This window comes from Brevibacterium siliguriense, from assembly GCF_900105315.1.
Classification (GTDB): domain Bacteria; phylum Actinomycetota; class Actinomycetes; order Actinomycetales; family Brevibacteriaceae; genus Brevibacterium; species Brevibacterium siliguriense.
On record NZ_LT629766.1, the window covers coordinates 880705 to 896434 of the forward strand.

The 15730-nt window shown below is 66.1% G+C and carries 12 protein-coding genes and 1 pseudogene; 4 read left to right on the forward strand and 9 right to left on the reverse strand.

All coding sequences use genetic code 11. The features are described from left to right. Positions 1-100: 100 nt before the first annotated feature. Positions 101-2031: pseudogene (locus tag BLU88_RS03820) on the reverse strand (acetate--CoA ligase). 125 nt (positions 2032-2156) lie between these two features. On the opposite strand from BLU88_RS03820, the gene BLU88_RS03825 reads away from it, so the two are divergent. Beyond that, entirely contained in the window at positions 2157-3407 is a 1251-nt protein-coding gene (locus BLU88_RS03825) for a putative sodium/potassium/calcium exchanger (protein WP_092010147.1), read from the forward strand. Between the two features lie 49 nt (positions 3408-3456). Here BLU88_RS03825 and BLU88_RS03830 read toward each other — a convergent pair whose 3' ends face one another. The 4 genes from BLU88_RS03830 to BLU88_RS03845 form a co-directional block, all read right to left on the reverse strand. After that, the gene (locus tag BLU88_RS03830) at positions 3457-4422 is read right to left on the reverse strand and encodes an NAD-dependent epimerase/dehydratase family protein (protein WP_092010149.1); all 966 of its coding nucleotides are present in this window, start codon (positions 4420-4422) and stop codon (positions 3457-3459) included. Positions 4423-4429: 7 nt separating this feature from the next. Further along, complete coding sequence (locus tag BLU88_RS03835; protein ID WP_092017145.1) at positions 4430-7213, reverse strand: alpha/beta fold hydrolase; 2784 nt, start codon at positions 7211-7213, stop codon at positions 4430-4432. 8 nt (positions 7214-7221) lie between these two features. Beyond that, entirely contained in the window at positions 7222-8250 is a 1029-nt protein-coding gene (locus tag BLU88_RS03840) for a 3-oxoacyl-ACP synthase III (RefSeq protein WP_092010151.1), read from the reverse strand. Positions 8251-8374: 124 nt separating this feature from the next. Next, complete coding sequence (locus BLU88_RS03845; protein WP_092010153.1) at positions 8375-9394, reverse strand: hypothetical protein; 1020 nt, start codon at positions 9392-9394, stop codon at positions 8375-8377. A 195-nt stretch (positions 9395-9589) separates the two neighbouring features. On the opposite strand from BLU88_RS03845, the gene BLU88_RS03850 reads away from it, so the two are divergent. After that, positions 9590-10393 carry a 3-oxoacyl-ACP reductase gene (locus BLU88_RS03850; RefSeq protein WP_092010155.1) on the forward strand — a complete coding sequence of 268 codons (804 nt, stop codon included), beginning with the start codon at positions 9590-9592 and terminating at the stop codon, positions 10391-10393. Positions 10394-10448: 55 nt separating this feature from the next. Here the strand turns inward: BLU88_RS03850 and BLU88_RS03855 are convergent, their stop codons facing one another. The 4 genes from BLU88_RS03855 to BLU88_RS03865 all read right to left on the reverse strand — a co-directional run bounded on the left by BLU88_RS03855 (position 10449) and on the right by BLU88_RS03865 (position 13173). Further along, on the reverse strand, positions 10449-11018 hold the full coding sequence (locus BLU88_RS03855) for a dienelactone hydrolase family protein (protein ID WP_092010157.1): 570 nt from the start codon (positions 11016-11018) through the stop codon (positions 10449-10451). Between the two features lie 70 nt (positions 11019-11088). Next, complete coding sequence (locus BLU88_RS19110) at positions 11089-11985, reverse strand: glutamate synthase-related protein (protein WP_407922849.1); 897 nt, start codon at positions 11983-11985, stop codon at positions 11089-11091. A 2-nt stretch (positions 11986-11987) separates the two neighbouring features. After that, complete coding sequence (locus BLU88_RS19115) at positions 11988-12671, reverse strand: glutamate synthase-related protein (RefSeq protein ID WP_407922844.1); 684 nt, start codon at positions 12669-12671, stop codon at positions 11988-11990. A 94-nt stretch (positions 12672-12765) separates the two neighbouring features. Further along, the gene (locus tag BLU88_RS03865; protein ID WP_092010159.1) at positions 12766-13173 is read right to left on the reverse strand and encodes a TM2 domain-containing protein; all 408 of its coding nucleotides are present in this window, start codon (positions 13171-13173) and stop codon (positions 12766-12768) included. Positions 13174-13416: 243 nt separating this feature from the next. Here BLU88_RS03865 and BLU88_RS03870 point away from each other — a divergent pair, with 243 nt between their 5' ends. Both BLU88_RS03870 and BLU88_RS03875 read left to right on the forward strand, forming a co-directional pair. Beyond that, positions 13417-14721, forward strand: coding sequence for an MFS transporter (locus BLU88_RS03870; protein WP_092010161.1), 1305 nt, complete (start codon positions 13417-13419; stop codon positions 14719-14721). 108 nt (positions 14722-14829) lie between these two features. Next, positions 14830-15717 (forward strand): enoyl-CoA hydratase-related protein, encoded by an 888-nt coding sequence (locus tag BLU88_RS03875; protein ID WP_092010163.1) that lies wholly within the window; start codon positions 14830-14832, stop codon positions 15715-15717. The last annotated feature ends 13 nt before the right edge of the window (positions 15718-15730 follow it).

Consider the following 15730-nt stretch of genomic DNA (forward strand, 5'->3'; position numbering starts at 1 on the left):
GCGCAGTCCATCAACTGAACGGCCTCGTGAGACATCGACGCGATCCGGTGCGAACCTCCACGGTTCGACCGGATCGCGTCTGCGTGCTGAAGCCTCTGGCTTAGCCGCGGGAGAGCACTGCCCCGAGGTCGTCGAGTACGGTGCGGTCTTCGATCGTCGACGGCACAGCCGGATCGTCGTCGCCATCAGCGATCTGCCGCATCGTCTTGCGCAGGATTTTGCCCGACCGGGTCTTCGGCAGACCCGAGACGATGTCGACGCGTTTGAATGCGGCGACCGGTCCGATCTCCTTGCGCACGAGCGCCACGAGTTCGTCGATGACTGTGTCCGGGTCGGCCGCCTCGGAGGATTCCCCGAGCACGACGAGGGCGCGAGGGATCTGCCCTTTCACGTCATCGTGGACACCGATGACAGCTGCCTCGGCCACAGCCGGGTGGGAGGCGACGACCGCCTCGATGATGCCGGTGGACAGGCGGTGGCCGGCGACGTTGATGACATCGTCGGTGCGGCCCATGACGAAGACGTAGCCGTCCTCATCGAGGTAGCCGGAATCGCCGGTGAGGTAATAGCCGTCGAAGGCAGCGAGGTAGGAGGAGATGAACCGCTCGTCATCGCCCCACACCGTGGCCATGGTGCCCGGGGCAGCGGCAGCTTGATGACGATGAGTCCTTCCTCTCCGGCGGGAACGGGCTTACCACCAGGGTCGACGACCTCGACTTGGAAGCCTGGATTCGGCTTCGTCGACGATCCCGCTTTGAGGGGGAACCGGTTCAGTCCCAAAGGGTTCGCCGTGATCGGCCAGCCGGTCTCCGTCTGCCACCAGTTGTCGACGACAGGGATGTCGCGTCCGGTCGCCTCGGCGAGGATCTTCGTCGTCCACTCATAGGTGTCAGGATCGAGCCGTTCGCCGGCAAGGAATTCCGCGCGCAGGTGTGAGAGGTCGTACTTCTTCATCAGCTCGCCGTTCGGATCTTCCTTGCGCACCACGCGCATGGCCGTCGGAGCGGTGAAGTGGACGTTGACCTTGTGCTGCTCGATGGCGCGGAAGAAGGCTCCGGCATCAGGTGTGCCCACGGGCTTTCCTTCATAGAGCACCGAGGTGACGCCGGCCAACAGGGGCGCGTAGATGATGTAAGTGTGTCCGACGACCCATCCGACATCGGACGCGGTGAACATCGTGTCGCCCGGGTGAAGACCGAAGACTGTCGGCATCGAGAAGGCGCTGGCCACCGCGTAGCCGCCGGAATCACGGACGATTCCCTTCGGTTTGCCGGTGGTGCCCGAGGTGTAGAGGACGTAGAGCTCGTCGGTGGCCTTCACGGGCACGGGGTCGATGCCCTCGGGCGTCCGGTTGAGCAGTTCGGCGTAGTCGAGGTCGGTGCCGCCGAGTTCGCAGCGATGTTCGTCGCGTTGGACGATAACGGTGAATTCCGGTTTGTTCGCGGCGATCTCGATGGCCTCGTCGAGCATCGGCTTGTATTCGAGGACTCGGCTCTTCTCGACTCCGCAGGAAGTGGAGATGATGGCCTTCGGAGCGGTGTCGTCGATGCGGACAGCCAGTTCGTTCGGGGCGAAGCCGCCGAAGACGACAGAGTGGATCGCGCCGAGGCGGGCGCAGGCGAGCATGGCCACGGCCGCCTCGGGGATCATGGGCATGTAGATGACGACTCGATCGCCCTTGGTTACGCCCTTGTCGGAGAGCGCTCGAGCGAAGCGGGAGACCTCATCGAGGAGTTCCGAGTAGGTGATCGAACGGACGGTGTCGGTGACCGGCGAGTCGTAGATGATGGCTGCCTGATCGCCGCGGCCGTCAGCGACATGGCGGTCGATCGCGTTGAAGCAGACGTTGAGCTCGCCGTCGGGGAACCAGCGATAGATCGGCGCATTCGAATCGTCGACGGCTTTCGTCGGTTCGGTGACCCAGTCGATGTGGTTCTTGGCCTGCTCGAGCCAGAATCCCTCGGGGTCCTCGGCGATGCGGGTCACGACGTCGTCGTAGTTGGCTGTGGAGTTCTCGGCGGTGGTGTTCATGATCCTATTGTGACGCATGGCACAGTGTTGTGCAGAGGTGGGGTGCCTATCTTCGGGGGAATGCCGTCGGCACTAAAGTCGACCCAATTCCCTGAACTCGGACCGGGAGAGGGCACAATGGGGATATGAGATTCCTGGTTGCACTGATCCTCGGCCTGGCCGTCATGTTCGGTCTGAACGCCATCTTCGACTTCTTCGCGATGGCGCGACCGTGGGGTTCGATCCTCATGGGCGTCATCGTCGGACTGACCATGCTCGTCGTCCTGCTCATCTGGGAGGCCGTGCGCCCGACCCAGCCGAAGGGCGAATCAGCGAAGGCCAAGGCGAAGGCGCAGAAGAGCGAAGACGAGAGGGCGAAGGCCCGTGCCGAACGTCGTGCACGACTCGCCGCCGAGGCGGGAGTGAGCCTCGAAGGCGTCGACGGTGCTCTGCCGGGATCGACCGCCCAGACCGCTGAGGCGAGCGACTCCGACGAAACGGCAGCCGATGGTGAGAACGCTTCCGAGAGCGAGAAGGTCGCCGACGGTGAGCCTACCGCCGACACCGGCGCCGAGGCGACTGCCGCCTCGACCGCCGCCGAGAAGACTTCCGACAGTGCCGCCGATGATGCGACCGAAGGTGAGGCCGAGCAGTCCGGGGAGACGGAATCGTCCCTGGAATCAGACGGAAGCGGAGCCGACGCCACATCGCAGAATGAGGGACAGACCGCAGACGCGGTGCAGTCCGAAACATCGGCTTCGAACGAAACGGCGGCTCCGAATGAAGCTGTGAAGTCTGACGAGGACAGGGACGGTGCCGATGAGTCGGAGAAGCCCGACCTGCTGGTGAAGCCCGCGCAGCCCGCAGAACCGCCGGAGCCGACCGCATCCGCGGGACCTGCCGGCGCACAAACTGTCGAAGGTGCATCGGCGACAACCGATGAGAAGTCGGCAGCACAGGCAGGAGACTCGTCCGAGCTGCCGCCGCTTCCGCCGATGCCTCCGGCGTTCCCCTCTCAGCCCACCAACGCTCCGCAAGCCGGTGCCGCCGAGGCGAGGAACGATGACATGTCCGCTGCTCCGTCACTGAATAAGGACGATGCCAGCGACAGCGGATCCGCCCCGGCATCCGACCCGGATCTCGAAGGGCAAGCTGATGATCCGGCGACGCTCGACCCGGAGGAATTCGACGAATCCGCCAGCGGGTCCTCGCTTGAGGCACCGCCGACCGGTGAGCCCGGAATGTCGGCAGACGCACTCTCCGGCAAGCTGCCGGAAGAGGTCGATGAGTCCGCCGGCACGGCCGATGAAGAGCCTGCCGACGACGAATCCGAGGACGCTGAGGCGCCTGAACGTAAGGGTCCCTCAGCCGAGGAGAACAACCAGTACCGGCTCTGAGCCGGTCATATCGTCTCCGGTCATATCGTCTCTGAGCCAGCGAACCCGCTCAGGCGTAGTGTGCGGCGAGGATTTGCATACCCTCTTCGATGCTGACGCGGGGAGTCCAGCCGAGGACTTCCTGAGTCCGCCGCTGATCGAACCAATGCGCGGTCGACAGCTGTTCGGCGAGGAACCTGGTCAACGGGGGTTCGTCGTCATGCTCTCCGAGTTCCCACACCTTCTCGACCACGGTTCCGGCGGCCAGTGCCGGTGACACCGGAATGCGCAGCTTCGGCTCCGATGCACCGCCGGCGATCGCGATGCGTGACATCAGCTCGCCGATGGGCCGCGGCTGGCCATTCGTCACCACCAGCGCCTCACCATGAGTGGAATCGACTGCAGTCACCGCGGCGACGATCGCCTCAACGGCATTGTCGACGAACAGAGTGTCGACAAGGGCGGCTCCCGACCCGAGCACCGGCATCCGACCCGCACGAGCGCGATCGATGACCCGTTCCGTGAGCTGAGTGTCGCCCGGGCCCCACATGAGATGCGGGCGCAGGACGAGCACCCGGAAGTCAGGCGAATCGGCACCCAGGGCAATCCGCTCCCCGGCGCCCTTCGTCCGCGCATACTCGCCGCGCGCGACCTCCGGAGACGCAGGTTCGGCACCGTCGCCGATGATCGACTCGCCGGTATGCGCCACCGACGGCGATGAGATATGGACCAGGCGCGGCACACCGGCGGCCCGAGCCGCATCAACGAGAGTGCGGGTGCCGCCGATATTCACGGCTTCGAATTCCTTGGGATCGCCCATCATCGAGACCTTCGCGGCCAAGTGCACGACCGCCTCGGCGCCGGTGACCGCCTGATCGACGGCGGACGCATCGGTTACCGAACCCATCACATCGGTGGCGCCGTCCACCCCAGAGGGGCGACGCTGCAGGGTCGTGACCTCGAAACCGGCGGTGACGAGCGCACTGGCGACGGAGGAACCGAGCAGCCCGGAGGCTCCGGTGACGGTGATTCTCATGTCATCCTCAGACGTTTCCCCGCACCGGCCCACCGGCCAGGACGCTGTCGGCCCAGGCGGCGAGGCGGGAACGGTCGATCTTCGAATTGTGGCGGATGTCGGTGGGGAATTCGGGTGCCACGAGCACCGCAGCCAGATCATGTCCACCGGCCTCGGCGACCTTCTCCCGCAGACGCTCCGACAGGTCCAGGGGCGCCAGACCGGGTGAGAGCGAGGTGCCCTCGGCATCGAGCACCGCCACGAGAGCCTGAGTGCCGACGGGGCCGATTCCGACGACAGAGCTGCGGCTGACCTGGGCGTCGGCGTCGATGAGCGCCTCGAGCCCCCCGGGTCCGACCGGCCCGCGCGGCGTCGTGACGACGTGCTGCAGTCGCCCCTCGAGCCACACGCGACCGGCGTCGTCGATATGGCCGATGTCGTTCGTCCGGTGCCAGGTCAGACCGTGCAGATCATCACGGGCCGAGTCCGCAGTGGTGCGCCACAGGTTGTCGTAGCCGGACTTGATATGGGCGGCGCTGACGACGAATTCGCCGAGGCGTTCCTGTGCGGCCTTGCCCTGCAGCAGCTCATCAGACGATGCGCCTGAGGCATCGATGGGCGCCAGCGCGAGTTCGACGCCGTCGATCGGCTGCCCCACGCACACACCGAGACCACCCGTGGCGTCGGCAGCGGCCACACCGTCGCGATCGATGTCGGTGAGCAGGAGTCCCTCGGTCATGCCGTACGGGGAGTGGATGGACGCGGTCGGGAACACCTCGGCGATGGCGTCCATGAGTTCCAGGGGCACGGGCGCACCCGCCGAGAGCACGAGTTCGACGCGTTCGCATGCGGCCTTCTGCTCGGCGTCGAGCTCCGAGGCGGTCGCTGCGACATTCGTGTACGCGGCTGGAGACGCGAAGACCATGGTCGCCCGTCCGGCGATGATCGCATCGGCGATCGCGGTGGCCGTGAGAGTCTTCGGTTTCGTCACCGACATGTCCGGAGTCACCGAGGTGGCCCCGATGGCCGGTCCCAACAGGGCGAACGGTGGGAAGCCGGCCACCAGACCGGTGCCTTCGGTGACGTTGAAGGTCCTGGTCAGCACTGCCGCCAGCGAGGAGATGTCCGCATGCGTATAGCGCACGCCCTTCGCGGGTCCCGTCGACCCGGAGGTGAAGAGGACCGCCGCATCGGCATCCGGCGCCGGAGTCGGCAGCTCGTGCCGGTGCGGTGTGCGGGAGAGTTCGGTCAGGCTGGTCTCGGCCTTGAACAGGCGGGAGCGCACGGGCCCGAGCGGACTCACGGAGATCCGGCGGCCTGGCCAGCCGAAGGCGCGTGCCAGGGTCAGTCCCGGCAGCTCGCCGATGATCCACTGCGGATCGGCCGAGGTGATCGCCCGGGTCATCCCCTTCGGACCGAGCCCGGCGTCGGCGACGACGGCGACCGCACCGATCTTCAGACACGCATAGAGAGCGGCGGTGAGATTGTTGCCCGGAGGCACGAGCATGGACACCCGATCCCCGGGCTTCACGCCGAGGTCGCGCAGGCCGTTCGCGATCGACGTGGTGACGTGCCACAGGTGGTGCCACGTGATCTGCTGCGCCGGGTTCTGCGCGAAGTCGACCGATGCGATCGCCTCGTCATCGTGGCGGGCATCGAGGATCGCCGTCACCGCGCGAACGTCTGCTGCGCTGCTGGAGGCCGTGCCATCCGCGGCCTCGGAGGTCGGTGCCTTCGCCGAGGCGGACGTGCCCGACCGCGCGGACGAATCCTTAGCGGGGGCCGCCTCGGTGGGGGTGTTCGCGGTGTCGGGCGCATCGAACCGGGCGCTCAGCCAGTCGAGGACGAGACCGGGAACATCGTGATCTTCGCTGACGAGGTGGGAGGCCGTTTCGAACCGGTGCACATCGGCCTGCGGCAGACGCTGGCGCAGGTCGCGCAGATAGCGTTCGAGGAACACCGGGTCCTTCGGACCCCACACGAGCAGCGCCGGCTTGTCGAAGGCAGCGATGTCCTTGCCGATGCGCTGGAGCTCGGGATCGGAGGCATGAGTGTCATCGACGGGGATATCGGCGACGAAATTGCCGATCGCCCACCGATCCTCCGCCTTCCGATAAGGGGCGTGGAACGCGCCCTTCGTCTCGGCATCGAGATTGCCGAGGCTCAAGGTCACCCGCAGGAACCAGTCGGTGAGCACGGTGGCCGTCGGCAGCATGGGTCCGGCCAGGGTCGCGCGCAGCGGTGCTGGCACCGGGGCGTCCTCGGGCTGGTGGACGGCCGTGTTGAGGCTGATGGCAGCGGACACACGATCGGTGTTCCGGGCGGCCCAGCCGAGCGAGAGGACTCCGCCCCAGTCGTGACCGATCGTCACAATCGGGTGGGCGGCGGATCCGGTGGCGGCCACCTCGGCGAACAGATCGGAGGCGACGGCATCGAAATCGGCGATGCGATCGGCGATGCGGCGCACCTCGGCGGACTTCGGGCTGGGCATCGCGGAATGGGGGAGTCGTTCGGAGAAACCCATCTCGAGCTGGTCGGGGGCGATGAGCCGCCAGGCGCGGCCGCCGGACTGCGCGGCATCGATGGTGGCGCGAGCCAGCCGACGCCACAGATACGACCAGGTCGGGTTGCCGTGGAGGGCGACGATCGTGCCCGCCGGCTCCACCCCGGCAGCGGTCAGGGCCGGCAGGGTGTCGAGCACATGGAACGCATGAGTCCCGTCGGAGGTTCTCGCCTCGACGATCCGGGACCAGGCAGTGTCCCACTCGGGCAGCTGCGGGGGAATCGTGGCCGGCCGTGCAGGAAATCTCATGAAGGTCTCTACCACTCGATCTCGGTCATGGCGGTGTTGAGGCCGGAGCCGACGCCCATGCACAGGATGCGGTCGCCGGGTCTGAGGTTCTCGGCCTCACGGGACAGGGTGATGGGCAGGGAAGCGGGGCCGACGTTGCCCAGCTCCGGATAGCTCACGGGGATCCGGTCGGGATCGAGGTTCGCGGCCTTCGTGATCGAATTCGTGTGCACATCGGAGACCTGGTGCATGACGTAGCGGTCCATCTCCCGCCAGTTCCAACCGGTCTCGTGGGCTTCCTCCCACGCAGCGACGACGAGTTCCATGCCGCCGGAGAGCAGCCCCTTCGTGTCGGTGAACATTCCGTTGTGGTCGCCGACGCACAGCTCGTGATGCTGGGTGGCCGCACGGGTGATCCCGCCGAGGATGCGGTGGCCCTCCGGATGTTTGTCGGCCGGTCCGAGGACTGCGGCGGCAGCGCCGGAGCCCAGGGTCAGGGACGCGAATTCGTTGAGGTATTCCTCGCGAGTGATGTCCGGACGGTTGAGGCGACGCAGCGTCGCCTCCTGAACACGGGAGGCGTCTTCGCCGGCGACGATGAGGGCGTATTCGATCTGCCCGGCGTCGATCATGTTCGCGGCCAAGGTCATTCCATTGACGAATCCGAGACAGGCGTTGGCGATATCGAAGTTCATCGCCTGGGGGCCGAGCCCGATGCCGGCGTGGACGCCGACGGCCACGGACGGTTCCAGGTGCTCACGGGTCACCGAGGTGTTGACCATCAGTCCGACGGCGTCGGGAGAGACGCCCGCCTCGGCGAGGGCCTTCTTTCCGGCCGCGATCGCGCCATCGGCGAACTGATGGGGCTCATCCCAGTTGCGGCGGGCGTACACGCCGGCGACGCGTTGGAGCAGACCCTGCGGCAGATTGAGGGATGACAGCGTATCGGCGAGGCGCTCGTCGAATTCCTGGGAGGTCACTTCGTTCGGGGCCAGCGTCTCGGTCAGGCCGAGCAGGGCCACGTTCGAGTGCCGAAATGTTGCGTTGCCGTTCGCCAATTGAGGTACTCATCCCTTTTCGGGTCGTTCGTTCGTGTCGTTATCGGCCGCAGAGGCGCGCACGTGACGCGTCACGACGGGGGAATTCCGGACCTATCTTACCGCCCGGTTTCTGAGATGTTCATCAGCGCGTGAACCAGGTGAACCCGTCATAGAGCAATCCTGTGGCTGCGAGCACGGCGATGACGGCCAGAACGAGCGAGGTCACAGTGTGTGAGACCTTCGAGGTCTGGAAGCGCACGGCACGCGAATACGACATGGGGCGATCGGTGACGTTGTGGCCGAACTGGGCGAAGATCCGCCAGTCCATGACGTCGATGAGCGATTTTGCGGCGAGGGTGAATACGATGATGCAGCCGATGCCCATGAACAGCAGGAACACGAAGCCGAAAAAGCCGAAGTCCTTGAAGAATGTCACGACTCGGTCGCCGATGGCCAGGGCGAAGGCGGAGAAGCCGTCGCTGAAGGGCAGGGCATCGAACGAGTCGGTGATCGTGGACAGACTGATGTTGTCGCGCACCGTCTGCACGGATCCGATGTACATGAAGATCGAGGCGGCCAGGGCCACGAGGAGGTTGATGATCGAGATCGTCGCATTGTCCGGCCAGAAGTCCAGGTGCTTGAGCGTGTAGGTCGCGGAGAGGGCGACGCAGATGATCGCGCCTGTCAGCGCACCGATGGTGGCCGGCAGCAGCAGATTGTTGAAGAACACGAAGGCGACGACGGCGATGAGCGCGGCACCGAGGATGTAGGTGAAGACTGCGACGGTGTCGCCGTTGGCTGCGGTGGCGGCCCGCCGGTTGGCCTCGATCATCTGGCCGGAGTGCTGGATGTTGGAGGCGAGTTCGTTCTTCGTGGCCCGGGGCGGATCGACGTCGACGTCGTCATAACCCTGCGCCTTGCTGGGAAGCACACGAGTCTCGTCCTCGCTGCTCCATGGGCGACCGAATTGACTGTAACCGGACTGGCCGTAGGGGTTCTGACCATAGCCGCCCTGAGTCTGAGTGTAGCCTCCCTGAGCGCCCGGTCCGGCGGACGGGTTACGAGGCTGCCATCGTCCGATCTTCGCTCCGATGAAGTAGATGACGAAGACGACGAGAGCCGCGAGGACTCCGATGGAGATTCCGGCGCCGAGCTCGTTCATAAGGGTGACTTCCTGGGGATGGACAGCGGTGGTCTTCTTTTCAGTCTATGGACTCATGCCGCTCAGAGCACGTTTCGCGCCGCATATGCGCGCGGTTCGCGGCGATTCGCAGGTCGATTCCGGTGCCTGCGGTTCCTGGGTAGGGTGGGATCAGGTCTGCGAGATCCGGCCACCGACGTCCGAAGGAGACACGCGATGAGCAACCCACAGGCATTCACCTCAGAGGCCCTGCCGCTTGATGAGCAGGTCGTGCTCGTCACAGGATCCGGACGCGGCCTGGGTGCTGCGATCGCGAAGGCCTTCGCGCCGGAGGGCGCGGCGCTGGTCATCAACTACCGGTACTCGGCCGAGGCTGCAGAAGAGCTCGCCGAGGCGGTCCGCGCTCGCGGCGGACGTGCAGTGGCCATCGAGGCCGACGTCACCGACTCCCGCGCCGTCGACGCCATGTTCGAGACCGCGGCCGCTGAGTTCGGGGCACACGTGTCCACCGTGGTCAACAACGCGCTCGCAGACTTCTCATTCAACGGTGATGAGCGCCAGCCGGCCGATGAGATCGACTATTCGGACTTCGCCGATCAGTTCCGCGGTTCCGTCGAAGGTGCGGTCAACACGATCCAGGCCGCGATGCACGGTTTCCGTGAGCTCGGTTCCGGCCGAGTCATCAACATCGGCACCAACCTGTTTCAGGACCCGGTAGTGCCGTACCACGACTACACGGCCGGTAAGGCGGCGCTGCTGTCGCTGACCAGGACGTTCGCCAAGGATCTCGGGCCGGCCGGGGTGCGGGTCAACATGGTCTCCGGCGGTCTGCTGCGCACCACGGACGCGTCATCGGCGACACCCGAAGAGGTCTTCGACCAGATCGCCGCCGCTAGCGCGCTGCGACGGGTGACGACTCCGGAGGAATTCGCCTCGGCGGTGGTGTTCTTCGCCTCTCCCGCTTCGCGTGCGGTGACCGGCCAGAACCTCATCGTCGACAACGGCCTCGTCATGGGGTGAGGGCGCCTGACTGCGGGCGCGCGGAATCCCGGGCATGGTACCGGGGGAGACCGCTTCAGAAACGGTCGAGGAAGGTCAAGGCCCGTTCGAAGAGCAGTTCGGCGCTGTCCTCGCGGTAGTCCGGGAGGGTCGGGTCGGCGAACAGATGGGTGCTGCCCGGATAGAGGAAGTACTCTGCCTGAGCGCCGGCCTTCGTGGCGGACTCCATCAGGGTCTCGATCGTGCCCGGACTGCGCCAGGAGTCATCGACGGCGAAGTGGGCCTGCACCGGCACCCCAGCCCGCCAGCGCGTCGGCTTCGGGAAGCCGCCGCCGTTGAAGAGCAGGACGCCGCGGGCGCGCGGATCGTTCTTGCCCATCTGCTGAGCAAGCGCGGCTCCCAGCGAGAATCCGCCGAAGACGAGGTCATCGCCGAGGTCCTCGCAGGCTTCTTTCACCCGGTCCACGAGGGTCGAGAACCCGACCTCCTGGGAATGGGCGACTCCTGGTCCGGCGTCGTCGAAGGTCCTGCCCGCGTAGACGTCGGGAGTGTGGACGGCATGTCCGGCCAGAGCGAAGCGCTCGGCGATGGCGTCCATCCCGGACGTCCGCCCCAGGGCGGAGTGAAGAAGGACAAGAGTGGTCATGCGCAATCCTTTCGCAAGGGACGTCGGGGCCGACGTCTAGTCGCCGACCCCGAGCCGTCGTCTCGACTGGTCAGCGGCTGTGCCCGCGCGGGATGGTAAAGGTGTCGGCTCGAGCCGTGGCCCAGTCATCGGACCATGCCGAGGGAGTGTCGTCGAGGAGCTCCCCGGGCTTCAGCCAGTCGTAGAGGCGGGCATAGGACCAGGATTCGGAGGCCGAGACATTGCGTCGCAGCATCGTCGGCTCCAGCTCGTCCGGTGTTGCCGCACCCATCGATGCCATGAGACGGACCGCCTCGGCGACGACTCCATCGTGGTAGTTGCGGACACGATCGGCCTTGGTCGGCACGTCGATGGCGCGGGCTCGCCGCGGATCCTGAGTGGCGACGCCGACGGGGCATTTGCCCGTGTGGCAGGCCTGGGCCTGGATGCAGCCGACGGCCATCATCATCGCACGGGCCGAGTTCGTGAAGTCAGCACCCTGGATGAGGCGTTTGACGATATCGGTGCCCGTGGCGATCTTGCCCGAGGCGCCGATCTTGATCTTCTTCCGCAGCCCCGCGCCGACAAGAGCGTTGTGCACGATCATCAGCCCCTGTGTCAGCGGCAGACCGACGTTGTCCTCGAACTCCAGCGGTGCCGCGCCGGTGCCGCCTTCAGAGCCGTCGACGATGATGAAGTCCGGCAGGATGTTCGTCTCGACCATGGCCTTGACGATCGAGAGGAACTCCGTGCGCGAACCCACGCACAGTTTGAAGCCGGCGGGCTTGCCGCCGGAAAGCTCACGCATCTGCCGGATGAACTCGAGCAGTTCGATCGGGGTGGAGAACACCGTGTGTCCGGGAGGGCTGATGCAGGTCTGGCCGACGGGGATGCCGCGGATCTCCGAGATCTCCTCGGTGACCTTGGCCCCGGGCAGCACACCGCCGATGCCCGGCTTCGCCCCCTGGGAGAGCTTGAGCGAGACCATCTTCACCTGCGGGTCCTTGGCCTTCTCGGCGAAGATCTCGGGGAGAACCGTCCTTCGGGGGTGCGAGCACCGAAGTAACCGGTGCCGAGCTCCCAGATGAGGTCGCCGCCGTGCTCCCGGTGGTACGGCGAGATGGACCCTTCGCCGGTGTCGTGGGCGAATCCGCCCATCGCCGCACCCTTATTCAGGGCGCGGATGGCGTTGTTGCTCAGCGAGCCGAAGCTCATCGCCGAGACGTTGAGCAGCGAAATGTCGTACGGCTGAGTGCAGTCGTCACCGCCGACGCGCACGCGCGGTGGTCGAGGCGGATTGGGGATCGGCATATTCGAGTGCATGAGCGCCTCGTAGCCGGTGCGGTCGACATCGTGCTCGGTGCCGAAAGCGTGTTCGGAATGAGTGCCCTTGGAGCGTTCGTAGATCGTGGTGCGGGTGTCGCGATTGAACGGGCGCCCGTCCCAGTTGCGTTCGATGAAGTACTGCTGGATCTCCGGCCGGATCGACTCCAACAGGAACCGGGCGTGCCCTGCGATCGGATAGTTGCGCAGGATCGAGTGCTTCTTCTGCGTGAGGTCCCACGCGGCGAGTGCGCCGAGCCCGATCGCCGAGGCGGCCGCCGCCACCCCTGCGAACTGTCTGCCTGCCGAATCGCCGGTGACCATCCTGACAATGGGGAATTGCCGATTCATTGTGCCTCCTTCGACTGTCCTCATCTCGAGCCTAGACCCGGGAGACGCAGATTTCAGGAAAGGCAGACCTCAGCCTCGCGAAAAGGCGGTTGGATCAGAACAGTCCGCTGAGCAGCGTTGCGACCATTTCGTCGACCTGCAGCGAGTAGGCGACGATGAGAGTGAATCCGGTGGCGATCCACGCGATCTCCTTGTCCTGAGCGTAACCGCGCAGCGGATCCCGCCCATAGCGCAGACCCCCGGCCAGAACGATGCCGAGGTCGATGATCCACCAGATCCCCAGACCGCCGAGGCTGAGCAGCTTGAGTGCGCCCGTGAGGTACCGGCCGGTATAGATCCGATCAAGACCGAGGACTCCGAAGAGCATCGACAGCAGCCAGGTGATGACGAAGGAGCGATTGGCGGGGACGTCCGTGTCCGGGGCCGTGTCCGGGTCGAAGGTCGCAGGCGTGCGGTTCGCGGGAGCATCGCTGAGTGCGGGAATCTCGCTGGTGGCCGTCATCGCTGAGTACTTCCATTCGGTGCTCGTCGAACTTCTGGTCTTCAGTTTATGAGCCGCGGGGTCGCCTCGGCGATGGGGTTATCCTCCACAACCACGGCAATCCGTGCCGATCCGCAGCAGTCCGCGACGATCCGCACGAGAGTGCGGATCTCGGCTCGACGGACCACGCGGTGGCGGGATTCACACGGTCCGGGGCCCGGAATCGTTTGAGCCGATGCTCTCGGCAGGCATAGCGTTGGGCTTATGAGCACAGGTGAGCCGAGTCCGACGAGCACTCGGCGTACCGTCGCTGCGGTCTTCCTTGCGGGGATCTCCGTCTTCCTCGTCCTCTACGAGACTCAAGGTCTGCTGCCGGCGATCCGCGACGCCTACGGAATCGATGGTCCGACGGCGAGCCTGACGGTGTCCGCGACGAATGTGGCCATGGCCTGTTTCCTCATACCGTTCTCCATGCTCGCCCCGCGCATCGGCCACGCGAGGCAGATCGGCGCGGGAGTGATCGTTGCGGCGATCCTCGCGCTCATCCTTCCCTTCACCCCGACCCCGGAGCTGCTCATCGTCGTCCGGTTCCTTCAGGGCTTGGCGATCGCCTCGGTGCCGGCCACGGCCATGGCCTACCTGTCTCTGCGGCTGCCGCCCGCCGCCCTGCCCGGGGCGATCGGCGTCTACATCGCCGGCAATACGATCGGCGGACTGTGTTCGCGACTGCTCACCGGGTTGGCCTCCGAATTCCTCGGATGGCACGGCGGCCTCGCGTTCACCGCGGCCGTGTCACTGATCTTCGGACTCATCGTCGTCTGGCTGCTGCGCCACGACCTCTTCTCCACCGCCCGCAGCCGCGCCGTCCTCGACACGGACACGACCGAACCTGACCAGACCACCACGGATCCCGCCCTCACCGAGGCGGCCGACCCTGACGCTGTCACCGCAGGTGACGCCGATGAAGGTGCGGCCGGGAGTGCACAGCCGCCTCGGCGAGCGATTCCGCTGCGCGGGGGACTGTGGCGGGTCTACCTCACCGGGTTCCTCTGCATGATCGTCTTCGGCGGATCATTCACGATGCTCGGCACCCGCCTGCAGCAGGACCCGTGGCGGCTGAGCGAGGGCGCGGTCGCCCTGTTCTTCCTCATCTACCTCGTCGGCACCGTCGTCACGACGTACTACGGCCGCTTGGCGACGAAGTACTCACGCACGTGGATCACCTTGGCCGGAATGGTCATCGCACTCGCCGGTGCGGGCCTGACCCTCGTCGATTCGCTCGTGGTGATCATCATCGGCATGTCGCTGCTCACTGCCGGCTTCTTCCTCGGCCATACGGGGGCCTCCGCGGCGGCCAGCGCCGCTTCGCCGGGAGTCGACTCGACCCGGTCCGCGGCCATCTACCTCACCGTCTACTACCTCGGCACGAGTCTCGGAGCCTGGCTCTCGGCGGTCCTCTTCGCCGACTTCGCCTGGCCCGGCGTCGTCGGCATGTGCGCGACGTCGCTGATCGCCGTGTTGGTCTTGACGCTGACGGGAGCTCCGATAGGGTTCAGGAAACGCAGCTGATCGTTCGTTCAGGGTCGCCGGTGCCTGCGCCGGGCAGCCTGCGGTCGCAGCGTGTTCCGCATTGCACCGGCTGCATTCGCACCGGCACCGTCTTCGAAAGGCCAGTCCATGCCCGAGACCACCCACTCGACCGTCGTCTGCTCGATCACCGACGGCGTCGCCAACGTCGAGATCGATCGTGCCGACAAACTCAATTCCCTCACCCGTGAGGTCTTCGAGGACCTCGTCGCGGTGGGGCTGGCGTTGAAGGGTTCGAGCGAAGTCAAGGCCGTGGTCCTGTCCGGTCGCGGTCGTGCATTCAGCGCCGGCCTCGACTTCACCGAGCTCGCCCGGATCGCCGAGGCGGGTGCCGCGACCCGCTCCTCTGCAGAGGAAGCGGCGGTGGAGAAGGCGGCCGGTGCCGGTGAGTCGGATGCGGGCGACTCCGTGGCCAGCGTCGTCGACGTCGGCCAGCGACTCGGTTCGGCACGGGCCCTGGCACAGAAGGCCGTGCATGTGTGGTCGCTCGTCGAGGTTCCGGTCATCGCGGCCGTGCGCGGGGCCGCACTCGGCGGCGGACTGCAGATCGCGTTGGGTGCGGACATGCGTGTGGCCGGACCCGATGCGAAGCTCTCGCTCATGGAACTCAACTGGGGAATCATCCCCGATATGTGCGGCACCCAGCTGCTGCCGCGCCTCGTCGGTCCGGCTCAGGCGAAGAAGCTCATCGTCACTGCGGACACGATCGGCGCCGAAGAAGCGCTGCGCATCGGTCTCGTCGAAGAGGTCGCCGAGGATCCCCTGGCGCGTGCTTTCGAACTGGCCGGGCAGATCGCCGGCCAGTCACGATCTGCGCTGGTGTGGGCGAAGCGGCTCGTCGACCTGTCCTATGACTCCGATCTGAGAACTGGACTCGACGCCGAACAGGAAGCGCTGGCCGAGCTGCTGGGCACCGACGAGCAGAAGCAGGTCGTCGCCACCCGACTGGCCGCGATGAAGGCCCGCGCGAGGGGCTGAGATCCCGGCTTCT